The organism is Vreelandella venusta, from assembly GCF_007989605.1.
Lineage (GTDB): Bacteria > Pseudomonadota > Gammaproteobacteria > Pseudomonadales > Halomonadaceae > Vreelandella > Vreelandella venusta.
On sequence record NZ_BJUL01000006.1, the window covers coordinates 53,397 to 77,062 of the forward strand.

35 protein-coding genes and 1 tRNA gene are annotated in these 23,666 nt (G+C 54.3%); 17 read left to right on the forward strand and 19 right to left on the reverse strand.

Annotated features, from left to right (window positions below; all coding sequences use genetic code 11):
* Positions 1-2 precede the first annotated feature (2 nt).
* From HVE01_RS08255 to HVE01_RS08285, 6 genes are all read right to left on the reverse strand, one after another.
* Entirely contained in the window at positions 3-224 is a 222-nt protein-coding gene (locus tag HVE01_RS08255) for a hypothetical protein (protein WP_146943469.1), read from the reverse strand.
* The gene (locus HVE01_RS08260) at positions 221-2,146 is read right to left on the reverse strand and encodes a phage terminase large subunit family protein (RefSeq protein ID WP_146943471.1); all 1,926 of its coding nucleotides are present in this window, start codon (positions 2,144-2,146) and stop codon (positions 221-223) included. Before HVE01_RS08260 ends, HVE01_RS08255 begins: the two co-directional genes overlap by 4 nt.
* The gene (locus HVE01_RS08265) at positions 2,112-2,618 is read right to left on the reverse strand and encodes a terminase small subunit (protein ID WP_146943473.1); all 507 of its coding nucleotides are present in this window, start codon (positions 2,616-2,618) and stop codon (positions 2,112-2,114) included. The genes HVE01_RS08260 and HVE01_RS08265 overlap by 35 nt, the downstream gene beginning before the upstream one ends.
* Positions 2,619-2,995: 377 nt before the next feature.
* Positions 2,996-3,352 (reverse strand): hypothetical protein, encoded by a 357-nt coding sequence (locus HVE01_RS08275; protein ID WP_146943477.1) that lies wholly within the window; start codon positions 3,350-3,352, stop codon positions 2,996-2,998.
* Positions 3,349-3,711, reverse strand: a complete 363-nt coding sequence (locus tag HVE01_RS08280) for a phage holin family protein (RefSeq protein WP_146943479.1) — start codon at positions 3,709-3,711, stop codon at positions 3,349-3,351. Before HVE01_RS08280 ends, HVE01_RS08275 begins: the two co-directional genes overlap by 4 nt.
* A 28-nt stretch (positions 3,712-3,739) precedes the next feature.
* Positions 3,740-4,270, reverse strand: a complete 531-nt coding sequence (locus HVE01_RS08285; protein WP_146943481.1) for a glycoside hydrolase family 24 protein — start codon at positions 4,268-4,270, stop codon at positions 3,740-3,742.
* 178 nt (positions 4,271-4,448) lie between these two features.
* Between HVE01_RS08285 and HVE01_RS19830 the strand changes: the two genes are divergently transcribed.
* Positions 4,449-4,625, forward strand: a complete 177-nt coding sequence (locus HVE01_RS19830; protein ID WP_186808820.1) for a hypothetical protein — start codon at positions 4,449-4,451, stop codon at positions 4,623-4,625.
* Positions 4,626-4,970: 345 nt separating this feature from the next.
* A complete protein-coding gene (locus tag HVE01_RS08290; protein WP_146943483.1) occupies positions 4,971-7,004 on the forward strand; it encodes a sensor domain-containing diguanylate cyclase in 2,034 nt (677 codons plus the stop codon).
* 55 nt (positions 7,005-7,059) lie between these two features.
* On the opposite strand, the gene HVE01_RS08295 is transcribed toward HVE01_RS08290, so the two are convergent.
* From HVE01_RS08295 to HVE01_RS08315, 7 genes are read right to left on the reverse strand one after another with little or no spacing between them, the layout of a single operon-like run.
* A complete protein-coding gene (locus HVE01_RS08295) occupies positions 7,060-7,596 on the reverse strand; it encodes a hypothetical protein (protein WP_146943485.1) in 537 nt (178 codons plus the stop codon).
* 23 nt (positions 7,597-7,619) lie between these two features.
* The gene (locus tag HVE01_RS08300; RefSeq protein WP_146943487.1) at positions 7,620-8,129 is read right to left on the reverse strand and encodes a VRR-NUC domain-containing protein; all 510 of its coding nucleotides are present in this window, start codon (positions 8,127-8,129) and stop codon (positions 7,620-7,622) included.
* Positions 8,126-8,437 carry a hypothetical protein gene (locus HVE01_RS08305; protein ID WP_146943489.1) on the reverse strand — a complete coding sequence of 104 codons (312 nt, stop codon included), beginning with the start codon at positions 8,435-8,437 and terminating at the stop codon, positions 8,126-8,128. Before HVE01_RS08305 ends, HVE01_RS08300 begins: the two co-directional genes overlap by 4 nt.
* Complete coding sequence (locus tag HVE01_RS20095; protein WP_280529887.1) at positions 8,430-8,561, reverse strand: hypothetical protein; 132 nt, start codon at positions 8,559-8,561, stop codon at positions 8,430-8,432. Before HVE01_RS20095 ends, HVE01_RS08305 begins: the two co-directional genes overlap by 8 nt.
* Positions 8,558-8,704 carry a hypothetical protein gene (locus HVE01_RS19835; RefSeq protein ID WP_186808821.1) on the reverse strand — a complete coding sequence of 49 codons (147 nt, stop codon included), beginning with the start codon at positions 8,702-8,704 and terminating at the stop codon, positions 8,558-8,560. Before HVE01_RS19835 ends, HVE01_RS20095 begins: the two co-directional genes overlap by 4 nt.
* Before the next feature lie 2 nt (positions 8,705-8,706).
* Complete coding sequence (locus HVE01_RS08310; protein WP_146943491.1) at positions 8,707-9,435, reverse strand: hypothetical protein; 729 nt, start codon at positions 9,433-9,435, stop codon at positions 8,707-8,709.
* Positions 9,429-10,442, reverse strand: coding sequence for a hypothetical protein (locus HVE01_RS08315; RefSeq protein WP_146943493.1), 1,014 nt, complete (start codon positions 10,440-10,442; stop codon positions 9,429-9,431). Before HVE01_RS08315 ends, HVE01_RS08310 begins: the two co-directional genes overlap by 7 nt.
* Before the next feature lie 83 nt (positions 10,443-10,525).
* Between HVE01_RS08315 and HVE01_RS08320 the strand changes: the two genes are divergently transcribed.
* Entirely contained in the window at positions 10,526-11,011 is a 486-nt protein-coding gene (locus HVE01_RS08320; protein ID WP_146943495.1) for a hypothetical protein, read from the forward strand.
* A 616-nt stretch (positions 11,012-11,627) separates the two neighbouring features.
* Here the strand turns inward: HVE01_RS08320 and HVE01_RS08325 are convergent.
* Entirely contained in the window at positions 11,628-12,068 is a 441-nt protein-coding gene (locus HVE01_RS08325) for a hypothetical protein (RefSeq protein ID WP_146943497.1), read from the reverse strand.
* Positions 12,069-12,099: 31 nt separating this feature from the next.
* Positions 12,100-12,354 (reverse strand): transcriptional regulator, encoded by a 255-nt coding sequence (locus tag HVE01_RS08330; protein ID WP_146943499.1) that lies wholly within the window; start codon positions 12,352-12,354, stop codon positions 12,100-12,102.
* Between the two features lie 111 nt (positions 12,355-12,465).
* Between HVE01_RS08330 and HVE01_RS08335 the strand changes: the two genes are divergently transcribed.
* The 14 genes from HVE01_RS08335 to HVE01_RS08400 all read left to right on the forward strand — a co-directional run bounded on the left by HVE01_RS08335 (position 12,466) and on the right by HVE01_RS08400 (position 21,354).
* Positions 12,466-13,152: a LexA family protein gene (locus tag HVE01_RS08335; RefSeq protein ID WP_146943501.1), complete on the forward strand. Its 687-nt coding sequence runs from the start codon at positions 12,466-12,468 to the stop codon at positions 13,150-13,152.
* A gap of 166 nt (positions 13,153-13,318) precedes the next feature.
* Positions 13,319-13,723 carry a LuxR C-terminal-related transcriptional regulator gene (locus HVE01_RS08340; RefSeq protein WP_146943503.1) on the forward strand — a complete coding sequence of 135 codons (405 nt, stop codon included), beginning with the start codon at positions 13,319-13,321 and terminating at the stop codon, positions 13,721-13,723.
* On the forward strand, positions 13,720-13,899 hold the full coding sequence (locus HVE01_RS08345; RefSeq protein WP_146943505.1) for a hypothetical protein: 180 nt from the start codon (positions 13,720-13,722) through the stop codon (positions 13,897-13,899). The genes HVE01_RS08340 and HVE01_RS08345 overlap by 4 nt, the downstream gene beginning before the upstream one ends.
* Positions 13,896-14,222 carry a hypothetical protein gene (locus HVE01_RS08350; RefSeq protein ID WP_146943506.1) on the forward strand — a complete coding sequence of 109 codons (327 nt, stop codon included), beginning with the start codon at positions 13,896-13,898 and terminating at the stop codon, positions 14,220-14,222. The genes HVE01_RS08345 and HVE01_RS08350 overlap by 4 nt, the downstream gene beginning before the upstream one ends.
* A 10-nt stretch (positions 14,223-14,232) precedes the next feature.
* Entirely contained in the window at positions 14,233-14,847 is a 615-nt protein-coding gene (locus HVE01_RS08355) for a hypothetical protein (protein WP_146943508.1), read from the forward strand.
* Between the two features lie 398 nt (positions 14,848-15,245).
* A complete protein-coding gene (locus HVE01_RS08360; RefSeq protein ID WP_146943510.1) occupies positions 15,246-15,473 on the forward strand; it encodes a hypothetical protein in 228 nt (75 codons plus the stop codon).
* 1 nt (position 15,474) lies between these two features.
* Entirely contained in the window at positions 15,475-16,407 is a 933-nt protein-coding gene (locus HVE01_RS08365) for a recombination-associated protein RdgC (protein WP_146943512.1), read from the forward strand.
* Positions 16,404-16,709 carry a hypothetical protein gene (locus tag HVE01_RS08370; protein WP_146943513.1) on the forward strand — a complete coding sequence of 102 codons (306 nt, stop codon included), beginning with the start codon at positions 16,404-16,406 and terminating at the stop codon, positions 16,707-16,709. The genes HVE01_RS08365 and HVE01_RS08370 overlap by 4 nt, the downstream gene beginning before the upstream one ends.
* Positions 16,706-16,999: a hypothetical protein gene (locus HVE01_RS08375; RefSeq protein WP_146943515.1), complete on the forward strand. Its 294-nt coding sequence runs from the start codon at positions 16,706-16,708 to the stop codon at positions 16,997-16,999. Before HVE01_RS08370 ends, HVE01_RS08375 begins: the two co-directional genes overlap by 4 nt.
* A complete protein-coding gene (locus HVE01_RS08380; RefSeq protein ID WP_146943517.1) occupies positions 16,996-18,564 on the forward strand; it encodes a DNA cytosine methyltransferase in 1,569 nt (522 codons plus the stop codon). The genes HVE01_RS08375 and HVE01_RS08380 overlap by 4 nt, the downstream gene beginning before the upstream one ends.
* Positions 18,561-19,073, forward strand: a complete 513-nt coding sequence (locus HVE01_RS08385) for a hypothetical protein (RefSeq protein ID WP_146943519.1) — start codon at positions 18,561-18,563, stop codon at positions 19,071-19,073. The genes HVE01_RS08380 and HVE01_RS08385 overlap by 4 nt, the downstream gene beginning before the upstream one ends.
* Position 19,074: 1 nt before the next feature.
* On the forward strand, positions 19,075-19,281 hold the full coding sequence (locus HVE01_RS08390; RefSeq protein ID WP_146943521.1) for an excisionase: 207 nt from the start codon (positions 19,075-19,077) through the stop codon (positions 19,279-19,281).
* A gap of 1 nt (position 19,282) precedes the next feature.
* Positions 19,283-20,407 carry a phage integrase Arm DNA-binding domain-containing protein gene (locus HVE01_RS08395; protein WP_146943523.1) on the forward strand — a complete coding sequence of 375 codons (1,125 nt, stop codon included), beginning with the start codon at positions 19,283-19,285 and terminating at the stop codon, positions 20,405-20,407.
* Between the two features lie 134 nt (positions 20,408-20,541).
* Positions 20,542-21,354 (forward strand): hypothetical protein, encoded by an 813-nt coding sequence (locus HVE01_RS08400; RefSeq protein ID WP_146943525.1) that lies wholly within the window; start codon positions 20,542-20,544, stop codon positions 21,352-21,354.
* Positions 21,355-21,494: 140 nt separating this feature from the next.
* Here HVE01_RS08400 and HVE01_RS08405 read toward each other — a convergent pair.
* The 4 genes from HVE01_RS08405 to HVE01_RS20100 all read right to left on the reverse strand — a co-directional run bounded on the left by HVE01_RS08405 (position 21,495) and on the right by HVE01_RS20100 (position 23,609).
* Positions 21,495-21,571 (reverse strand) — tRNA-Pro (locus tag HVE01_RS08405).
* A 125-nt stretch (positions 21,572-21,696) separates the two neighbouring features.
* Complete coding sequence (locus HVE01_RS08410; RefSeq protein WP_125748108.1) at positions 21,697-22,506, reverse strand: inositol monophosphatase family protein; 810 nt, start codon at positions 22,504-22,506, stop codon at positions 21,697-21,699.
* 90 nt (positions 22,507-22,596) lie between these two features.
* The gene (locus HVE01_RS08415; protein WP_146943527.1) at positions 22,597-23,052 is read right to left on the reverse strand and encodes an anti-virulence regulator CigR family protein; all 456 of its coding nucleotides are present in this window, start codon (positions 23,050-23,052) and stop codon (positions 22,597-22,599) included.
* 164 nt (positions 23,053-23,216) lie between these two features.
* On the reverse strand, positions 23,217-23,609 hold the full coding sequence (locus HVE01_RS20100; protein ID WP_146943529.1) for a prepilin-type N-terminal cleavage/methylation domain-containing protein: 393 nt from the start codon (positions 23,607-23,609) through the stop codon (positions 23,217-23,219).
* Positions 23,610-23,666: the final 57 nt, after the last annotated feature.

Consider the following 23,666-nt stretch of genomic DNA (forward strand, 5'->3'; position numbering starts at 1 on the left):
GATTAAAACCCAATGTAGCGAATGCGGTTACGGCCACCTGAGACGGTAGCGGTTCTCTCTTTGGCGGCTAGCCGCTCGAAACGCTCTTCCATCTTGTACAGCGTGGGTAGGTCTGCCCGGGTGTAGGAGCGATCCCCAAAGCGCCATGACTGTGAGCCACTCAGGATCTTGTCGATAGCAGTACGCACCTTGGTGAGGCGCTCGGCATAGGTTTCAGTTGTCATAAGCTGCTCTTAGTGGCAACGCGGGATCGTTTGCGCTTGGGGCGTGGCGCCAGCGTGGCGGGGTCGTTGAGATCTAGGCCAAAGCGCTGCTGGCTGATGCGTAGCGCGGCCAGTGCATATACGAAACAGTCAAGCGCTTCGTTACGGCGGCCACCTGCATCCCAGCGGTAAACGCGACGGCCCTTTTCGATTTTGGCTACTTTGATTTCAGCGGTTAGTTGCTTGATCTCATCTTCGTCACAAATGATGTCGTTAGACGGCAGGTGCACGCAGCCGGGTACTGCCATGCCGGGTTGGGGCTGCAACTTTAGGCGGTTGTAGATGGTTTCTTTGGCGTTGTCGGTGCCCACTTCAGTGAGGAAAACGCCCTTAGCGGTCTTCTTGCGCGGCATGTTGGCAATCGGCTTGCCATACTTATTGGCCCCCTTGATGGGAATCACCCAGTACGCCCCTTGCTGCTTACTCATGGCGTACACTTCATCTGTGTAGTGGCCGCCTGAGTCCCAGCACCAACGCATAACAGGCATCCAGTTGCCATCTGTGCGCTGGTAACCTTGGTGCAACTTGTGAGCCACTTTGCGCTTAAGTTCGGGGCCTGCTGGATCGCCGTAGATGATCCAGCGGTCTATCAGCCAGCACTCTTCGTCTTTGCCCCACCCCCACACACGACCTTCATAGCGGTCATCTTGGGTATCAATACCACCGGTTAGCGCCACCACCTTGTCGGGAACTTGCGGGTAAACTTCCCGCCTTCCATAGATGGCTTCCCATTCCAGCTTTTCGCCTAACTCATCCTCCCAGGTTTCGCCTAGCGTGGTGTTGACGAACGTTTTTAGCTTGGAGGGTGACCCTTTGGCCTTGAGGAAGTCGCGCACAATACGCTCCCAGGTGGTAAAAGGGCTTAGCACTGTCCAGAGGTAGAACGTAATGCTATCCGGCGTTGGGATTGGTTCATGTAGTGCGCTAAACCAGTCGATGCCATCGCGGGTCCATATCCCCGTTTCAGAGCAAACCCAAACGCCATCTTTAATGCTGTTCTCTCGGCTTTCGTCCTGAAGCTCATGCTGCTTGATCACGCAGCCGTTATGCTCGCAGAGGTAGAAAGCGGTTTCCGGCTTGCCTTCATCCCACTTGATTCCAAAGCCAGCTTCTGGGCCGCCCCACTTGAGAATTTGTTCTTCTCCACAATGAGGGCACGGCACATGAAAGTTGAGCTTATGCGGCGACTCTTCAGCAGCCGCTTCAATTTGGCACTGGCCGCGCACCTTGGGCGTTGAACCACGAATCGACTTCGGGAAGGTAGAGCCTTCCAGGCGTTTGTCACCCAAAGTGGTGGGCGAACCCTCTTTCTCAATGTCTTCATCAAAGGCGGCGAGCTCGTCATAAATCACCACGTCTACCGATTTTTCACGGTAGTTACGCGCGGCTTTACCGCCGTGCACGAACACTTGCTTGCCGTTGGCAAACCGCTTGGCGCTCAGGGTGTTATCTCGGTGCTTAATCCCATGCCACGGGGCTAGCTCCAGCACCACTGGCACATCACGCACCATGGTTTCTAGGTGCGTTTTCATGAAGGATTCAGCGTCAGTATCGGTAGGGCTAAACGTCAGAATATTTCGCTTTTTATGCTCCAGCAGGTAACCGGCTGCCGCCAAGAGCATCTTGGTGTAGCCAAGGCGCGCCGACTTCACCACGTTAACAGTGCGGATCTCGTCGTTACCCATAGCATTGAGGATGCCGATCTGAAAGGGCAGCGTTGTCCAGCGGCCTTCGTGATAGCTCGACTCAGACGATAGGTAGAAATTTTGGTCAGCCCATTCCACTGCAGTAAGTGGTTCCGGCCTGTAGAGCGCCAGCAGGCCTTGATGTATCGAGCGCTTCCATTCTCTAAGCTGCTGTGTCGATACTGTCGAAGTAGTCATCCAGCAGCTCCGGCAACATATTATCGAGTCCGCTGGCTTGGTTACGGGCGCGCGCGAGCTCCCGCATCAGAGTATCTAGGTGGCGTGTCTCTAAATCGGGGTGCTTGCGCTTCATGGTCAGTGGCAGCGTGTCGAGAATAGCGGCGATCTCTGCCGCGATTTTGGATAGGGTAAAAATTGCAAACTCACTGGGCACCACCTTCCGGGCGGCCAGTTCGTTCTTTTGCTGCTGTCCGATCCGGCGCTCTTTTGTCAGCAGGTACTCTTCCTGCTCGCGCTTATGTTCCAGCAATGGATCAAAATCAATATTACCGTCGCCAGGTTGCGATGATTGTTGCTTTGCCTCTAGCTCAGCCAGCTTCAAATCCAGCACCGAACGGCAATCGAAATAGACGCTCCGGCCGATTCTTGCAACCGGCTTAACGCCCCATTTATCAAAGGCTTGAACGCTAATTCCAAGACTCGACGCCATCTGGCTTTTGTTTAGCCAACACGGCTCAGGAGATTGGTGTCTTTTGCTCGACATCGAAACAACAACCTCCCCTTAGAAAAATCTCATAAATAGCCGAATTCTGCGGTTGTGTTCCCCCGTAGTCAGCATGCAGCCGCCCAGGAGGACCCGACATTTTTTGCACTAACTTGGTGCGCTAGTCGGCACTTTGATTTTTTCCAACGATCTCAACCACCGCCGCCCGGTCTGCATTGAACCGGCGCCTCAGCGCCTCATACTCAGCGAGCAACAACAGCAAGCCACGCTGACTAGACAGCAAACGCTTTGGCGCTGGCAGCTCACTCGTTAGGTGCGCGGGCACCGTTGGGCAGTCGCACGCCATCACCGGCGCTGGGCTGCTAGAGCTCGCGCACCCAGTCAGCAATGCCAGTAGGCAGATCGCTATCCAGCCATTCACGCGCTTCAGCATCTGTCTCTCCCAGTGATTGAAGCGCCGCCGTGCTTGCGCGTATGTCGTCAGCAATGATGGTTAGCGCTCGGTCACGCTCGGCTAGCGCATCGTTTAAGGTTTCGATCTGCTGGCGCTGGAACTGTTGATGTCGGCGTAAAATCTCGGCCCTCTCGCGCTGGCGCTCGGCTTCGGCTTGGTAGGCTTCCCGCTGGGTAGTGACGTGCTGCCAGTAGAGATAAGCACTCACCAGGGCTAAGCCTCCCAGCGCCCACCCCATCGCCCGACTCTTGAGCGTGCCGATCATTTGAGCAGCTTCCGAAGAAAGCCGAGAAAGATCTCGTAGAGGCCGTCGGCCTTCTCCCGCATCCAGTCAGTGCCCAGGAATGCCAAGAACACGCACGGCGGGAACGCAATCATGGGCGGCCAGCCTTGTGACTCGGCGACCCACAGGAACACAGGGAACAGCGGCGTAGCCAGCAGCGTGCACATCACCGCGCCTAGCAGAGAGCGTTTGAAGCTGCCGCCTTCATGAACTCCACGCACAAATGCCATAGCAAACGTCACGATAGAAACCAGTGCGATTGGCATGTACTCGAGCAGCCAGTGCCAGTTGTTAGGGTCACGATTTGGCATGGCGCGTTTCTCTTTTCGTCTTGAATTCATGGCGCACCTCTCGGGCGGGCCTCGTCAGTTAGTCGATGGAAATGCCGCCAGCCGCTTTATAAACGCTCAGCAGCTCATCAGTTGCCAGTTCCCGCTGGCCATAGCCAGCGCCGGGAAGGCTCGCCCAAATCTTGCGGCAAGCGTGGATGGCGTCACGGATACGGCCGTCATGGATCAATGAAAGCGCTTTACATTGTCGAATGAGATGCACCGCACCCATGTCTTGGCTTGATGGAGTGAAGTCAGGGAGATTGAAACGCTCGGCTAAATCGTCCCAAGTGCGCGTCAAAAACTGGTACCGCCCAGCAGCGCTAGACTTAATCCTGTAAGCAGGCAGCCATACAAGCTGACGTGGGTGATCGTCGTAACTATCGAACGTCTTTCCGCCCACAATCACATCGTAGCCGTCCTCATAACCGAAACGCGGTGTACCTTCGGCATAGGCCAGCATGTCTAGGAACGCGGAGACGTTGCCCGCGCGCGTATCTTTAGGCGGTTCTGGCTCAACGCGCAGCAGTTCCGCCTCCTGAAGCCAATGGGTAGGAGAATGAGCAGACATAGACAGCCTCGGACACTGGAGACGTGAAGTAACCAGGCAGAAAGGATTAAACAAACGGGAACAGAGAGGAGTAAGCGGTGCCGAATAATGTTACAAGGGCTAGCCAGTCTTGGATGACTGGGCTATAGCCTAATGTTAAAACGCAAATACACCTCTCAAATGGAACCTGGAGGATCGCATGAAAAAGTGGATTATGATGGCGGCTGCTAATTGGCTGCGTAAGCCAGAAAACCAGCAGAAAGCTAAATCAGCATGGAACAAGTTTAGAGATCGCAAATCTTCGAAACAGACACCGCAGCATCAGCGCAATACGACTGAGCGCCGACCTGGCGAAAACACCGATAGGCAGCCTTAACCCCCGGGCGGAACCAACCTAACTTCATTGGAAAAGTAAAACCTAGATACGCAAAAGCCCTGCCGGTTACCCGGCAGGGCTTCGATGTGGGGTGGCTTAAGCGCGTAGCTTTCGCAGCCTACGGATTAGGATGCACCAAACCCGACACTAAAGCAAATTTTATAATCGAATGGCTTTCATCGGGTGCACCATGGTTTCCGCCAAAACACGAACTAATGTCATGTATAGAATGGGGTAACATTTCATACAGTATTTCTTTAACTGCTAATATAGCCGGACTTTTTATTAATAAAAAAATAGACGATACGCTACTGCGTTGCCCCCCTCTCCTGACAGGTGCTGTACATGACACTGACATTAAATGGAAAATCTACTCAAAGACATCGTGTTAAACGATTATTTTTTCGTCTTATTTCCTTTCCCTTCGCTACGCTTCGTGGGCGCCTGGTCATTGGTGCCATAGTGCTGTGGAGTCTGCTTTGCCTCATTGTCTTAACGTTTGGCTGGAAGGCGGGACGGCTCCTGGTTAATGAGACGAATAACCAGCATCTGCGGTATGAAGCGGAACTCATCAGCAACTCTATTACATTTCAAGTGAATGAACGAGTCAGAGAACTTGAGCGTTTGGCGGAGAGTATTACGCAGCCAAGGGAAGGTGCTCTTCTTGAACAGCATGCTTATACCATGGAGCCACTCTTTGAGGCACTGCTACTCTACGATCTGAATAGCAAAATTATTGACGAGTGGCCGGCCGACGGAGGTGCCAAAGGCTATAGTTTTGCCGATCGAGAATATGCACGCTTTATGCACGCATTTAAAACCCCATACGTCAGCGAACCTCTTATAGGACGTATTTCAAATACACCGCTGGTGCTAATGCTGGTTCCCATGCATGACAACCAGGGACGCTACACAGGCTTTTTAGGTGGTTTAGTCAATATAAAACAAAGCCGACTGTTCAGAAATTTTGAGCAAATCCGTCTGGGCGATAACGGCTATGTCACAATTACGACCGCGTCTGGACTGCGTATTTACTCCCCAGGTCAACAAGAAGCTATCGTGACATTACCCGATACCATTTCACCAATCTTAGACAAGGCGCTGGATGGATGGGAAGGCGAAAGTGTGGGCCGCTCGCTATCAGATGAGCCTCAACTGGTAGCCTATCGACAAATTTGGCCTGCTAACTGGATCGTTGGCGTACATCTACCACAAGACCAAGCCGAAGCCCCCCTTATTGCAGGCATGAAGAAAATCACTGTTTATGCCTGGGGCGTGCTCATCCTTATCTTACCTCTAGTATGGGGAGTGATATGGATGACGTTACGCTCCCTAGTTCAGCTTGCTCAGCAGGTTCAAGAACTTCAAGATGGGCGTCGCTCTGTACTTAATATTCCGACCAGTGCGATGGAGCTTCGACGCGTCATAGATGTGATTAACGCGACAGAGTCTGCGCGTCAGGTCAGCTTAAATGATCTAGCCGAGCAGGAGGCAATGCTAAGAGGGACGCTATCCGCTTCGCCGCTGGGCATGTTTGTTACGGATCAACGTGGTCACTTGACGTTTATTAATGATTCCTTACATCAGCTATTGGGAGATGACGCCCCTAGCAGTCTAAATGACTGGAGCGACCGGGTTCACTGCGATGATCGCCAAGATGTTAGATCGGCTTGGCTGCGTAGTCTTGTAAAACAATCGAGCTTTGCGCGTCAATTTCGCTTTGTAGGTACTAATCAAGAGTTGTACTGGTTAGATGTGCATACAGCCGCTATTCGTGTAAACGATAAGTTCATAGGGACCGTCGGCACGGTGCGAGATATTACCCAACATTACAATGATTATGCTCAAAAGAACTGGGAAGCTGAGCATGATCCTCTGACCCGCTTGCTTAATCGTCGTGGGCTTAGGAGACACCTAAAAGAGTTGTTTAATCAATGGCAAGGTACGGAAAAGCCGACAGCAGTTATTCTTTTCGATCTGGATCATTTTAAACCGGTGAACGACCAAGGAGGTCACGCCCTCGGCGATCAAATGCTTCAACAGATCGCTAGTGTTATACAAAACGAAGTGCGAAGCAGTGATTATACAGCTCGCCAAGGTGGGGATGAATTTGCCATTCTGCTGCCAGGCTGCACACCAGAACGTGCCCCTATGATTGCTGAGTCCCTGCGCGCAAGCATTGCCGCTTGCTCAGTTGAAGCTAATGGACGCCAATGGAAAGTTACCGCAAGTATAGGTGTGAGCCACTTCCACAAAGGCGATAAGACTATCGATGATGTTCTATCTCGCGCTGATGCGGCCAGCTATCGAGCTAAGAAGAATGGACGCAATCAAATTGAAGTGTCGGAGGTGAAGCCTAAATTTTTAATAGTCGTTTAGACTATAGAGATAGTCAGAGCGTTGGCCATCATTTTTGGCCAACGCAACCTAATCTCTATTCCTGCCCGACCTCCCCCAGCGCCACTACTTGCCATAACCGCTTACGCCCCCGCTTACCCGCCACCTGCAACGCCTCAACACTCTCAAAATGTCTAACGCCCTCATTCATCCCCAGCGCTCTGAGCAATACCTCCTGTCGTTCCACCATCTGCCTCGCCGTGACCATCCACTTGCTAGCGCCCATCTTCTCGGGACGCACCCGGGCAGCCTGTAATAGCATTGCCGCGGCTTGGCGTTTGGGTAGTTGATCGAGCATTACGCCGCAGGCTTTATGCCACTGGCTTTGAGGGTGGTAGCGAAGTGCGGCCAGCATGGCCTGATCACTACGCCCACCGCCGCCCGGCATCTCTCCCGCTAGAGCCGTCACACTGAACGGTTGGAAGCCAGGGTTATCGTGGCGATAATCCAGCTGCAGCTCCAGCATGGTGTCAATGATGCGGGACACCGCTGCATCACGCGCTCGTTCATCACTCTTTGCGGCCTCAACGACATGCCAGGGGTTTGCTACCCGCTTCCAATCATCAAACTGCATCTGGCTCCCTTTCTGCTGTGCAATCACCCTTTTCTCCACTCGGTACCGTTTTCCAGCGCCAGCCGCTCGCCGACTATTTGCGTGCGGGGCCAACTGACATATTCCCTAAGCACTGCTTTTGCCTCCTCGAGTCCCAGCGCCAGCACGGCGCAATAGCCCTCAAATTCGCTATCTTCCAGCCACTCGAATTGGCTATCGGCTAACGGCGCATCCTTTGGCGGGGCGGCCTTGAACTCAAGGTACAAGCCAAACCAGCCACCACGGGCCTGACGTACAGAAAGATCGCTAACACCTGCCTTCACGCCTTGCCGCTTGAGGTCACTCGCGGTTTTCTTATTGCGGTGGCCACCGTTGGGCACATGGAAGGTGGCGTCGTATAACTCGCCTACCAGCTGGCCACGCATCTTCTCGCCATAGAGCCAACGAATCAGCACGGCTTGCTCCTGCCCTTCCCAATCCACTGGTTTGGCTCTGGGTGTACCGTTCTTGGTCAAGGCACGCGGGCGGCGCGGCTTTTGAATGCGTAACGTCACACCCTACCCCCACCCCTACGGCTCAATAGCTGCTGGTTGCGCTCCCAGCGTTGGTAATCCGCCACAATCCGTTCGAGCATCTCTCTGGCCTGATTGTTGTGGTCTAGCTCTGCACGGCTTTGAATACTGCAGGCTTTGCGCAACCACCTAGTCGCCCCAGCCGCTTTAAAGGTACCGTCAGGAAAGTGATGAACCTCTAGCGCGTTCTTAGCGCGCCAGCGCTGGTCCAGGTAAAGCCAGAAGCGTGGGTTCTGACACAGCATCGCGGCACGGCGTGCCTCTTGGCCGCCTTTCAGTTGATCAGCCATCGTCTTGCTCTCCTCGCTGATTGATATCCTTGGCCCCCAGGCAAAATGCAGTGATCCAGCAGGCAATCACCAGAAAAACGCCCACCAGCACGCCAAACAGGAAACAGGTCAGGCCATCGATCACTGAACACCTCCTCGCTTCTGGCGGCGCAGGCAATGTTTACAGGCGGGCAGTGGCGCGCCGGTGCCGGGGTCGCGGAAGTCGGCGGCGCTTTTGCGGTAGTGGCACTGCGGGCATTTTGGGCGGTGATAAACACGACTCAACATGGTTAATACCCTCCCATCGCGGCCAACGGTGCGCCCGCTTGCGCTAACAACTCACGACGGCGGGATTCTTCTTGCTCCTGCGCTTCGCGGCGGGCTTGAGCTTGGGCATCCGCCGGTTTATTGATGATCTCGCGCAGCTGGCTCACCATCCGCTTACGCTGGCGCTGCCCCTCTTGGGTCAAGAGCTTTTCCGGCGGCGGCAGCAAGTGGGCTACCTTCGGGGCGGGCAGCTTGCCAGCCGACACGGCTTCGTTGAGCACCATCGTGCGGCGCTGCTGGTCATGCCCAAGTGATACTTGCCACTGGGGCTGACGCCCTTCTGCCTTCGCCGCCTCAAGCTCACGCTCATACGCCGCCAGGAACGCCATGCGGCCACCAATTTGGTCACCTCCGGACAGCACCGGCTTGGCCACACCCAGCGCCCGGGCAATCTCTGGAGTCCACACAACGGTTTCCTGTTCGTCCAAGCTACGCAGGGCTAACGCCCAAGCCTCGTTCGGCAACAGGTGCGCATTGGCACTCGGTAGCCGGTCGATAATCGCAGCCAGGGTCAGCTTGCCGTGTAGCTCTGCTCGGCAGCGCGACAACGCACGGCGGATCTCATCAAACGGATAGCTAGCCAGGTCATCGGCCATTAGCACAGCGGCCGCGGGGCGTAGCTCATGCCCCAGCACCTCGGCCGTGGCGTACACCAGTTCGAGTACCTGGTCAGACTCTTGGGCGGTTAGCATGACGAAGACTCCTGCTGTTGGCGGCGGGCGGCCATGATGCGCTTGGCCTCCTCCGCGTTGTTCAGGTTGGTTTGTGTGCTGTCGACTTGGCGGGCGCGGGTCTGAGTGACCTGCTGGCCAGTGGCAAGCTGTGTAGCGATGGATTCGCAGTCCTGGAGGAGTAAGCCCACTGGGTGCATGCGGGCTGTGTAAAACTGGCTATTGAGCTTCAGGTAGTAAGCGGCCACGGCAGGCGCACGCTCAACACCTACACGGTCGACCAGTTGGCTCATGTTGGCACCAGCCTTTTGATTCCAGACCGGCCAGGTGCCGTAACGGGCACGGTAAGCGCAGGCGTAGTTCGCCCAGGGCTTGAACGTCTTGGCTTTTGGATCACGGGTACCCGGCATGTCGGCAGGAATTCGCGCCAGCAGATCAGCAGCGCTTTCTTGCGATGACTGGCGTGAGCAGGATTGAGGTTCGTCAGCGCCCAGGTAATCACCCTCTGATGCAGCGGGGCTCGCCCCCGGTGCGCCTTTCTGAGTACTCTCTGCTGTAGTCTCTGTAGTAATCTCTGTAATAGTTTGGCGCTTTCCGCCATAACTGATTGGCGCATCTGTACAATCTAGTTTGGCGCTTTCCGCCATACTGGGTGGCGAGTTCGTACATTCTTGATTGGCGGATTCCGCCATACTGGAATGGCGCTTTTGTGCAACCTGCATAAGGGCAGCTTCAAGCGCCTCACGGTCAAGGCGGTAATAGGTTTTACAAGGCACGCCACGTCTCACTTCCTCAACGTAACCCTTGCTGACCAGTTTCTTGCGGGCCGTCTCTTGCTCACGACGCGTCATGCCCGTTTCTTCCGTCCATTCCGACTGCGTTTTATAGAACCAGCCGTCGCTATCTTTGGTTCGGGTAGACCAGTACACGCACTGAGAAAGCATCAGCGCACCTGTAATACCAAGCCCCAGGTCTACAAACGTGCGGTTGAAGGCGATTGGCCTATCGAGCAGGTTAAGCATGCTCATAGTGCACTCCACAAATAGGATGTCCCACCGTCACCCGCTAAAGTGATGGTTGAGACACCACCTACTAACAGGAGGAAAACGACGTGGCTAAACCGGATCAAAAGCTTAAAAACGAAATACTTGAGGCCGCAGCTAGCAGCTTCCCCAATCCATTTGAAGTTGATAGCTGGAACCGAGAACTGGGCAAAGACATAGTCACTGCGACGGTCAGCTATCTGAAAGAGCATGGTCTGGTGGAAGCCACCGGGCGTGTGAGAATGGCTGTGCTCGACAGCTTTCACGATGTCACTATCACCAGCGCGGGCTTTGACTACCTCAGCGAAGACGGTGGACTGACCGCAGAGCTGGGCGTTGTGACCGTTCGAATTGAAGCCGAAACGATTCAAGCGCTGGTCGCTGCTCAGATCGAAATGACGGATGCAACTAGGCAAGAGAAAAACCTCCTGCGCCAGCAACTTCAGGCGCTTTCGAAAGAGGGCCACCAGCGTCTAGCCAGCCAACTGATTCGCCTAGGTCTAGAGGCGGCTCCGCGCTCCATTGAATGGCTGAAAACACTGATCGTCCCTTGATCACGTCAATCTGCTTGAACAGCAGATACCCACTTCCCATGCAAAAACACAGGTACTCCACCGTTTGTGGGCGGCAGGCAAAGCGAAGCTCTAGCGCCTGCCCTTTGCCTTCCTCAAACCACACACGGCTATCAAGTAGATGGGCAGCGCTTGGAAAGCCCGATTTCGAATCTGGAAAGAAATGCGTGGCAGGCATAGGCTGCGCCAGCGTCTTATCCGTTAGCAACTTGCTCATACCGCACCCCCAAAATAGAAAGCCACGTCGAAGCCCGCTAAGGTGGTAGTTGCAACACCATCCACTAATAGAAGGGAAACGACGTGGCTGAAACTGATTACAGAAAAATGTGGTACGAGCTCTGGGAGCCCATTCGAGAGAAACACGGTATTCCGAATGCGGGCGCAATGGATCGAGACAGCTATCAAACAGCCATTAGAGAGACGCTGCTGGCGTACTTGCTCGAGATATATCGCGAAGAAATACGTAAGCGGTACATTGGCATACCCACCCGTGACATTGACCCTCTCGTTTTGAGAGTGGTGTCTCTCCACCATTGGAAGATTGAAGAAGCAGCTGGGCTGGACAATCAGCAACTCGCCATCGCTTTGGCAGATGAACTTAATCATTTTCATCTACCCGATTTGGCGGCTCGCTGGGCCTTTGGACAGGCACGGGAAGGAACTTATCAGGATCTTGATTTTGTTCAGGCTCACTCTTCTGAGGCTCTGCAGGAAGAGATGAGTCGGCTGCATTATTGACATGACGACGGCGTAGATCGGCTTCTGCTGCTTCATTCTCGGCATGCCGCTGGCGGTAATTCGCCGCCAGCGCTTCTAATTCATCTGCAAGATCGGAGTCAGATAAGGAAGCTCGTAGCAACACGACTGGGCCTGAGAGCCCATCCAGCACCGCTACGCCCTCCAGCATGGCCTCAGCCGTAACCCGTGCGCTTTCCGAAGTGCCCAAACACGCTTTAGAAACACGCTCGGAAACGGCCTTACTCATTGCCTCAAGCGCAGCAAGGCGATCTGAGCCTGACAAGTGACTAATTGTTCTCATATCCTCACCTCACAAATACCTGTACAGAAATTCACGGTTGCGGTACCGATGCGACGGGGGCGTCGGTGGCGCTAGACTGTTTCTCATCGGACGGAGAGAAAACGTCAGGCAAAAGCTCAGTGGCTTTCACTTTGCCTTGTGTTTTCTTCTCAATGAGGACGGCATAGCGCGGCGGCAGCGGACGCTTTCCACGGCATACCTGCGAAAGGAATTGGGGAGTCATACCAATGGCCTTGCACAGGGCAGAGCGTGACCCACCAAAGTGGTCAATCGCTTTCTCGATCATGCTTATCACCTAAAGCGCAGCTTTACTTATTAGTAAAGCATAGCTTGCTTTCAAGCCAATGCCTACCCCTGTCAAAATTAAAGCAATGCTTAACTTGTAAAGGGCAGCGGAATGGATAAGGACGAGCGCTTTAAAGATAAAATTAGGCAGGCGATCAAACTGGCAAAAGAAAATGGCTTCACACAAGCCAAGATTGCCGAACAGGCTTGCGTGTCCCCTCAGGCTGTAGGTCAGTGGGCAAAGTCAGGAAAAATATCCAATGAGAGCCTAAGAGTTCTTGCTCATATGGCGGGGAAGCCTATTGATTGGTTTCACATAGACCACTTGGATTTCACTGTGATTAAGTCCTCCTACTTGGACCAAATGGCAAAGGAGCTTACTCCTCCCCCCAAATTTAGTGGCTCTTGTCCGGAGATTAGCTGGGTACAGGCAGGGCATTGGACAGAGGTATGCGACATCAGCACCGACCCAGAAACAACAAAATGGTATCCGCGCCCTCCTGGCGCGAGCGAGCAAACCTTTGTACTTCGCGTGGTGGGCGAAAGCATGATTCCGGATTACCCACCCGGTCGGCTTATCTTTGTCGATCCTGAGCAGGTGCCGTTACCCAACGATGACGTAGTGGCCGTGATGACCGAGAGCAACGAAGCCACGTTTAAGCGCCTGATCGAAGAGCCCGGCAGCCCCCGCATGCTGAAAGCGCTCAACCCCGCGTGGACGAACCCTTACATAGAGATCAACGGCAATTGCCAGATCATAGGCGTAGTCATCGCAGATATGAGAATGCGCCAACGCTAAATCTGACGTGAATTTATAACCAGAGTCATGACTACCTGAATACGGCCCGCCACTGAGCGGGCTTTTTTGCGTCTACTTTACCCAGCTTTATATTTTAATAAAGCTACGCTTGACTTAAAAAGAAAGCATTGCTTTACTTTACATAAAGCAAGCGAGGGTAAACACCATGCAAAACATCATCGAACCAACAGAGTTTGAATGCCAAGGCTTCAAGTGCCGCTTTGGCCCCCGTAACAGTGAATGGCCTAGCCGCGTTCAAGCGCAGGTCATCGCCTGCATCGCGGCGGGTATGACCCACAAAGAGATTGCCAAGCTGCGCGGCTGCTCTCCCCGCACGATCAGCGCGACCTCTGCCGCCATTCTCTACTACCTGAACGCACACCGTGCCGCTGGCGCCGTAGCCGAAGCCATGAAGCGCGGTTGGATCGCTCCCCTACTGATCGCACTGCTAATCAGCGGCATCAACCCTGACATGGATCCGATACGCCACCGCCAGCCCACCCGTACGCGCCATCAGGTCACCGCCAGCCGCACACTAGCGCGGCGCGACACAGGGAGCGTGTACGCATGAATTTCCACATCAAACAAGCGCTGCTGCGCATCAAAGGCACCGCGCGCGCCATGCGTGAAGACGCCGAAGCCGCACGCACCAAAAGCATCCCTATCGAACCGGCCGCGCTCGACCACTACGCCGCGATGCTCGACAAGGCCCTCGACACACTGGAAACCCAAGGCGGTGCCCAATGAGCAACCAACGCACAAACACTAAATGGGCAGTTGCCCTGCTCGCTCTTGTAGCAGCTATGGGAATGCTAGCCGAGGGCGAAGCCGAAGATGCCGAGCGCGACGTTCTTGTTTATTGCGAGGGCGTGGCTGTTTTCGAAGCCGAAAAAGCACGGGGCGTGCCGCTTGAAAACCGTACTGGCCATTACGACTGGGACGACTCAATCGATGTAGCGGAACAGTGCCCAGGCATGCGTCCAGCAGCGCCAGCGCTGAAAAGCCGTGAACGCATTGTTTACAGCTACCCCGACTACGCACAGCCACCCGTTCAACTTGTTCAGTTTTGAGGTGATGACGATGACAGCAATTCAGAAAACGCCCCTTGAGCGCTTCCAAGAAACCATCAGCGAGCACCAGCTAACGGTCATTCATGATGACGGCCTGCACCGCCACCTGCGCTGCGCTCGCCCTCAATGTGGCGATCGTCATTTCTTTATCACGACCTGGCCGGGCTACCTGTGCATCAGCGGTGACATGGGGTGCTACGTATTCCAGCGCATTGAGGACATGTTCAAGTTCTTTCGCAATGACGAGCTAGGCATTAACCCCAGCTACTGGCAAGAAAAACTGCAATCGGGCCCGAGCATCGCGCCGGATGACATCAGCAAGGAATGGGCGGAAGACAAGTTTCGGCTTGAGATTAAAGAGTGGTTCGACGATGCCACCGAGGATTGGAGCGAAGAAGACAGAGCCGAAGCGTGGGAAGAGGTAGAGAGCGAGGTGCTCAGCGAAGCGGAAAGCCAATACTGCGCTATCACTGCAGCTATGGATTTTAGCTTCAACGATGAAGAGATTTTCCAAGACTTTTGGGAAGTCGACTGCAAGCAATGGAAAAGCCACTACCTATGGTGCTGCTACGCCATCGTCTGGGCTATCCAGCAGTACGACGCCGCAAAGCAGGCCGCCGCGTGATAGTCCGCAACAAGCTCGGCCAAGCCGTGAACGTCGGCAACCGCCGCCGCCACTGCCGGTGCCGGGTATGCGGGGCGCGCCAAGTGAAGGCCAAGCACCCAAGCGATTACGTCCGCCGCCTACGCTGCAGAAGCTGCGGCAGCGTCGACTCCCTCCGGATCGATACCTGGGCAGACAACCGCGGTTGGCGGCACCTGACGTGCTACTGCGACGGCTACCACTTCCCGCACCGGATCAAATCAGAGTGGTGCTACCACAACCCCAACTACCCCGCAGATGAAGCGCAGCGCGCGATGTACGGCGGCATGTGAGCCAGTCATGACCTTTGATGAACAGTTCGACCGAATTTTCAAACAGCCAGCGCCAGCGAAAGGCGATGACCACAAAGGTGACACCAAATGAGCGAATGGCCCGACAACTTAACTCGGCAGCAGGCCATCAGCTTGCTGGATTCAATCACCGATCAAGAAGACCCGTACTGGGAAAACGTCGTGGAGGACTTCTACCACGAAGAAACCGACACGATGCCCAGCGTTTTTCACCTCTTTGCCGCGCTAGGAATCACCAAAGACGAGTACATAGCTGCTACGGGCGCGCAAAACGTTAACTGGCCGGGAGACGAATAACATGTGGTTCAAAAACCTACACCTCTACCGCTTACATGGTCACCAGCTGTTAAGCCCCGAACAAACGGCAGAGCTATTAACCGAGCATGCTGCCAAGCCGCTAGGTAATGCCGACGCGCGCCGGATCGGATGGGCAGCGCCAGCGGGTCGCATGGGTGGCGGGCAACTGCTGCACACCCTGCAGGGCGATAGTCACCGACTGATCAGCGCCCTACGCCAAGAGCGTTTGCTGCCCTCCTCAGTGATTGCCGAAGAAGTAGCCGACAAGGTGGCAGAGATTGAAGCTACCGAGGCGCGCAAGGTAACGCGCAAAGAGAAAACCGCACTCAAAGAGCAGGTCACGGAGGAGCTATTGCCCCGCGCGTTTGTGCGCAGTCAGAAAATAGATCTCTGGTGGGATGTAGAGCGTCAGCTAATCGGTGTGAATACCAGCAGCCGTTCACGCGCTGAAGACGTGCTCGACCTACTGCGTGAAACCTTGGGTAGTTTGAAGGTAACGCCGCTCACGTCTCAAACGCTCCCCATCCGCGCGATGACTGAGTGGCTTGGCGATACAGCTAGCCGACCCGCTGATTTAGAGCTAGGCGACAACTTCGAGCTAAAAGCCAAAGGCGATGACGGTGTGGTACGTGCACGCCAGGTGGATCTCGACAGCGACGAGATGCAGCAGCTACTCGAAAGCGGCCGCCAAGCCAGCAAGTTAGCGCTGAGCATCGAAGGTGAGCTTTCATTCGTGCTGCACGATGATCTCGCGCTTAAATCCATCCGCTTCGGTGATGCACTGATCGAAGAAGCCGACAACTCAAGCGATGACGACGACGCCCTCGCCCGCTTAGAAACCGACTTTATCTTGATGGCGGGCAGCCTGCGCCAGAACGTCGAGCGGCTAATTGAATGGCTGGGCGGCGAAGCCCAGCGGGAGCCAAGTGCATGAGCGCATCTATCCGCCAATCCAAAATCGTTGCGGACCCGCATACGGGCGAAAAGGTCACGCTGCACGAGCTCGCAAAACGTTACGGACTGCGCAGAACAACGGTGCGTGCCCGATACGATCGCGGCCAACGCGGCATGGATCTTATTGAGCAGCCCACCACCGGCAACATTAGCGATTCAGTGCGTGAGCGAATCGCGATGGAAAACCGCAAATGCTTCATCGAGCGGGCTAAGCACTCGCCGCTTGCGATGCCGCTGAACCATATTGCGCAAGCCAGCAAATTGGCTGGGGGTGCGGTGTGAACTACCAACCGCGCAACGTAGAGCCCTTCATCCGCTCGCCCAAAGCGTGCGTTAGCTGCCAGCACTATGAGCACCAAGGCTTTGATGAAGATAAGCACTGTCCGTTTCAGCGCTCAGGGCTTCAGGAAAAACCAACCCGCACACCCTACGGCCAATGCAGCCGCCACGGTGTGCAGGTATTCGCCACGCAGATCTGCAACGCGCACGCGTCAGATCCGCACATTGAGTGCTTTGACGTTGTTAACCGGCCAGAGCCGCGGGTCGCTATTCAGGAGGTAATCGCGGTATGAGCAACCTAAACCTCTTCGGCCATGAGCTTGTGGTCGATAATTTCGCCGGCGGCGGCGGTGCTAGCGAGGGCATCGAGCAGGCGCTAGGCCGCTCGGTAGATCTCGCCATTAATCACGACGCCACGGCCATTGCGGTGCACACTGCCAACCACCCTGGCAGCGAGCATTCAGTTGCTGACGTATGGGACATTGACCCCGAGCAGGCCACCAACGGCATGCCCGTAGGGCTGGCATGGTTTAGCCCTGACTGCCGCCATCACAGTAAAGCCAAAGGCGGGCGTCCGGTATCGAAAAGCGTTCGCGGTCTCGCTTGGGTTGCAGCACGCTGGGCGGCTAAGGTGAAGCCCCGCGTTATCGTGCTGGAAAACGTCGAGGAGTTTCTCGACTGGGGCCCGCTGATCAAGGGCGCAGATGGCAAGCTACGCCCTTGCCCTGCTCGCAAGGGGCAAACGTTTCGGGGCTTCGTTCGCACCCTGCGCCGTCATGGGTACCAGGTAGACTGGCAGATCCTGCGCGCCTGCGATTATGGCGCACCCACTATACGTAAACGGCTGTTCCTCATCGCCCGCCGTGACGGCCTGCCTATCGTGTGGCCAAAGCCGACACACGCGGACCCGAAAGCGCCAGCCGTTCAGCGTGGCAAGCTGCAGCCGTGGCGCACCGCTGCCGAATGCATCGACTGGTCGCTACCCTGCCCTTCGATTTTCGGCCGCAAGAAGCCGCTGGCCACCGCCACGCTTAACCGGATCGCCAAGGGCGTGATGCGCTACGTGGTTGAGCACCAGCAGCCGTTCATCGTGAAGCTTAATCACACGGCCAGCTACTACACGCCCTTTCGTGGGCAATCGCTACTGCAGCCGCTACAAACCATCACTACCGCGCCGGGCTATGCGCTGGTCACGCCCTTCATCACCGAGTGCGCGAACGCCAGCAGTCAGCGCAACATGGCAGCCGATGAGCCACTGCGCACTCAGTGTGCCCAAGTGAAAGGCGGTCATTTTGCGGTGGTCTCTGCCTTCCTGGCCAAGCACTACACCGGTGTTGTCGGCGCGGATCTCCGCGACCCACTACCTACGGTCACCACCACCGACCATAACGCCGTGGTCAGCGCCTTCATGATTAACATGAAGGGCAGTACTCGCCGCTGTCGCGATATAAAAGAGCCGCTGACGACGATCTGCGCCAGCACCACGCACGCTTATCTAACGGCGGCATTCCTAGCGCCCTATTACGGCAGTGGCAGCGGCGAAACAGGTCGAGACCTGCGCCAGCCAGCGCCCACAGTCACGACGAAAGACCGCTTTCAGCTAGTTACGGTCATGATCGACGGCGAGCAATACGCCATCGTGGATATTGGCATGCGCATGCTGCAGCCGCATGAGCTGGCCATGGCGCAAGGATTCCCCGCCAGCTACCAGTTCGCCCACATCGACGGCAAGCCCCTAGCGAAGCACAAGCAAGTGCGCCTGATCGGCAACAGCGTCTGCCCGCCACTTGCTCGAGCAATCGTCGATGCAAACTTCACACACGAACAGCGGTTCATGCCGCTAAGCGAGGTCGCGTGAGCCAACCGACCCACACCCACCGCACCAGCGGTGGTAAATACGCCGAACTACAGCAGCACGAAGGCGCAGGACCTCTCGCTGGGCAGCGGCTCGTGATCTACGAAGACCTTGATAAGGGCATCCAGAGCGCTACCACACAGGATGACTGGCTAGCCAACTGGCGAGAAATCGCCCCAGACGACTGCCCTTTATGCCTAGGTAGCGGCATCGATCCTATCAAAGGCGTTAAGTACAAGCCTTGCGGCCACTGCTACGGGCTGGGAAAAGTGAAAGGAAACGGCGAGCAAGCAACTGAACAGTGGGACGTTGCAGACATCGCCTTAACGATCATCGCCCCGCTACGGGAAAAGCTGGAAAGCTTGCAGCGCATCGCAGACAACCCAGCGGTTCAGGCGCTTATCGAGCAGCAGCGCCAGCAAGTTGTTATTGACAGCATGGCTCGGCAGGAACAGGAATGGCGAGACAGTCGCGGCCACGGTCCTGGCGGCCAGAGGATGACAGGAGACTGATATGAAAACAGGTAAACTGATGGACTTGGATCAGTGGCGCCGTGCACGCTTCGCAGGTAACCCACCGTCTCTAACTACAGTGCGGCGCTGGTGTCGGGAGGGAATGGTGCCCGCTAAGAAAATGGGGGGCACATGGTTTATAGACTTGGATGCAGAGCGCCGCCAAACCGGTAACGAATTAGCCGACAGCGTATTGATGGAGGCGTGACATGGCGCCAAGGCCACGGAAAAGAAAGAACAAAGGCCTAGAGCCTAACCTGTATGAGAGCAAGGGCTACTTCGTGTACCGCCGCCCGGATACCGGTACGCGCCATGGGATGGGGAAAGACCGCGCCAAAGCACAAGACGCCGCACGCATACTAAATGCGCGCCTTATGTCCGGTGCGGATCTAGTTGCAGAGGTTATGGGTGAGACAGGTATCACGCTGAAAGCAGCAATAACCGCTTGGCTTGATGAATGGGTAGATGCTGATCCCAAGTTGAAAGAATGGACTAAGAAGGCAAAGCGCGGACGCGGCTTGCGCATCACTAAAGACGCAGGCGATGTGCTGATTGAGCATATCACCACGCGCTGGTGTGCTCAGTACCTGGATGATAACCATCAGGGCTGCGCCTATGTACAGTATCGCGCCGTCCTTTCCCAGATCTTCCAGTTTGCGCAAACCAAGGGCTGGGTAGATAAAGACCCCGTGACGCCGACACGCACCAGCAATCACTACGAAAAGCAACGCAAACGCCTAACCGTTGATCAATTTAAAGCGATGCACGCCCAGGCACCTGATTGGATGCAAATAGCCATGGAGCTATCACTGCTCTGCCTGTTTGGGCGTGCCGAGGTTACCGCCGCTAGGTACGACGATATACGCAATGGGCGGCTGCACTACGTGCGCCAGAAAACGAAGGACCGCAGCAAAACCGCTTATGTTGCAATAGAGCTAACGCCCGCGCTTGAAGATCTTGTGCGCAGGTCACGAGCCATTGCGCCCGTATCTCCTTTTATCGTGCATCGTATGCCTGAGCGCATATCCAATCGTAGAGACAAGGTGCATTGGTCTCGCGTATCAGGCGACTACTTGTCACGGGAGTTTGCAAAACTGCGAGAGCACGTACCCAGTATCAAGAACATGCCCATCGCGGCACAGCCAACATTCCACGAGATCCGGTCACTAGGCTCTCGCCTACTCGAGTTGAAAGGCACGTCAGTGAACGACATACAGGTGTTGATGGGGCACGCTGACGAGAGCATGACGCAGCACTATCTCGATGGCCATGACACTCGGTGGCAACAGTCGAAGGGGAACCCTTATACAATGGAGGTATTACTGCAACAGTAACTAACAAACCAGAATGCTTGAGTCACCGATGTTATTACCAGTAAACAGAAGCGAATTTTTACAAATAATACCTAGCATTCTCCTGCGCGGCTCATTTAAATTCATATTTCAAACAAGCGCTACTAGGGAATTCCATGGATACGGCTTATTGCACTCAGGATCAAACCAAGTATTACGTTGCTAATTTTGCGCAACTAAGCGAAAGCGAAATTGGGGGTAAACGGCGACACCTAATCTGTGTCGAATGCGGTTGGCCAGCTTATTTCAAAAGAGCAGCAACAAGTGGTCAAGGTGCCTGCTTCGGAGCAAGGCCACATGCTACGACATGCAGCCTAGGTACACCACAAAGCAAAAAAGGCCTCGGTAGCGATGAGGTTCAAGATATTTTGCGTAATCCCATGAATCATATCAGGATAGATATTAATTATGGTGCCCATGAAAAAATTAATGGAGACCCCACTGATATAGATAAAACAAATACGCGGGGAGGAAGATTTACTGGCGAAGGCCCTCGGGGCCCCTCTCCAATGCAACGCCGACTTCGCCCACTACTCAAGGCATTAATCTCATCAGAGCAATTTCGTCAATCAAATGTCACAGTTGAGCTACCTCGCCATACGGCGCTCCCAGCAAATCAGTTCTTCGTAAATTTCGATTCAGTGACGGAAAGCTATGCAAATCTGTTTAGAGGCTATTGGGGGCTGGTCTTCGATACAGGCATGACTTCAGACGGGTCACTTTGGCTCAATACTGGCAAATATGATGACCTTAGCATCCTGATTTCACCTGATAAATATGAGTCATTCAAAAGAAAGTTCGACTTTCAATTTGATAGAGACCTAGAAGGTATGCACATGCTGGTGTTTGGCAAGCTGCGCCAAGCTAGAACTGGAAAACTTATTGTTGATGTCGAGGAGTTGGATTTCTGCACGCTATGCGATGACTAACCTATGGGGAGTGGGGATTCATCTTATTCAAGGCAAGCTGGAGCCCCAAGTTTTACTAAAATATTGCGAAAGTTTTACGACACAAACAAAAAACGCCGCTAGGAATTACCCATAAGCGGCGGTTTTCATTAGAATTTCTTTGGTCGGAGTGACAGGATTCGAACCTGCGACCTTTGCAACCCCATTGCAACGCGCTACCAAGCTGCGCCACACTCCGATGCCTTGATTAGCAGCAATCGTTAACCAACATCGTTTGCCTCAAGACGGTGCGTATACTATCGCTTTCTTAACCAAATGAAAAGCTCTTTTTGCGCTTTCTTTTCAATTGCTTGCCGCTAGTAGCTAATCGATACCCTTAAGTAGCGATGCCATGGCATCGTATACCTTGGGCGTTGTGACGAGTAGTTGCTCTGGGTAAAGGTCAGCTGGCACGCCGTCGGGCACCTCCGTTAAGTGGCCCACCTTCGCGCCTGCTTCACGCGCAATAACCCAACCGGCAACAAAGTCCCATGGTGAAACGCTTTCGTAATACGCGTCTAAGCGGCCACAGGCGACATCGCAGAGATCAATTGCAGCAGCGCCATTGCGGCGAACATCCTGACAGTTCACCAACACGGCTTCCAAACGTGGTAGAAGCTGTTTACGAGCCTGCTTATCGTAGGGAAAACCGGTAGCTACCAGGGTACTTTCAAGCGTGTCAGTTTCGCTAGGCTTAATTGATTGCTGATTGCAGTATGCACCCAACCCTTGCGCAGCACTGAAGGTATCACCCAAGAAAGGCGCGTGAACAACGCCCACTTTACCGATGCCACTCTCTATCCAACCAATCGACACCGCCACATGGCGCAGGCCTTGGGCAAAATTGATGGTTCCATCGATAGGATCTACCACCCACAGCTGCTCAGCGGGGGCATGCAGCGCCCGCTCAGGGCTCAACTCTTCACTTAGCCTTGCTTCACCAGGAAAATGCTCCTCTAAGCGCTGGCTAATCAGCGAATCAACTGCCACATCAACATCAGTAACTAGCTCAATGCCAGCTTTTAAATGTTGTTTAAAGTCTTGTTGTTCACGGGCGCGGAGAATCATCTGCCCCGCTTCCTCGGCAATACATACCGCCAGCGCCAGCCGCTCTTCTAAAGTGTAGACCGCCATTAACGTTCCTTACTTGTGATTTCACGTTACCCAAACGTCAGCTCAGCTTAAGCGGTGGCACATGGTATTACCATGACGTCATGCAAAACATTAACGCAACGCATCAACCAGCACATCGACAACGATTCGGGTCGCCGCCTCAATTAACACGACATCTGCCCCTACGCGCTCCCATTCGTAGCCGGGGTAATGAGGAAGCTGAGATGCCAACGGATCATCAAAGCGTTTTGCAATTCCAGGAGGCAGTGGTTTACCGCGTTCTAAGTTACGCTGAATACCCGGCGGCAATGGCTGAGCGCGTGGCACATCGTATTGCCGCAAGAGACGCAGCAATTCAACTTCGTTAATACGAGGAAGGTCTACAACGCGTTCATCGCGATGGCGACGCTCATGTCGGCCTATATCCTGGCCGCCACGCTGACGCTCGAAGTGGGGACTGTGGTCTCTAGCACCATGAGCAGGTGCGTGTGCTGGCTGCGCGACTGCCGCTACTTGCCAAAGCAAGGTGCAAACTAACAGGCAAGCGCTAATAGGAATTGATTTCATTATTGGCTCCTTGTGACCAGGAGCATTAAGTATAAAGAGCAAATGCGCAGGCAGTGTGAAGATTGAGCAATATTAAAATACGGTCAAAAACCTGCAGATACAAAAAACCATTAGCTGGCACAACGACCAAAGCTAATGGTTAGATTTTAACGTAATGCACACTATTACTCATTATTCAGAGAAATTATCCCGCCTTCAGATACATACACAGTTTCCTGACGATCCTGAGTTAAAACTTCAATAGCTTCTGCTAGTTGGTTATCTGCAGCGCCGGCAAACACATTGAACAGCTCATCAACATCCGTATTTTCAGCACATGACTGAAAGCTGAATTCAGGCGCGCCCTCTCCGAGAGACGCTTCCGCGATTGAAAGTGTTCGATATGAATTGAGCTCTCCAACACATGCTGAAGCCTCGGAGCGGTCCAAGTAGCTACCATACTTGGGTACACCAATAGCCGCCAGGATACCGATAATCGCGATGACTACCATCAGTTCAATGAGAGTAAAGCCACTTTGCTTGTGAATTATAGTTATTTTAAAAAATTTTTTATTCATAACACTTCTCCTTTGTGCGATTAAGCTTCCCCTTCAACAATATGAATGCGATAAGTG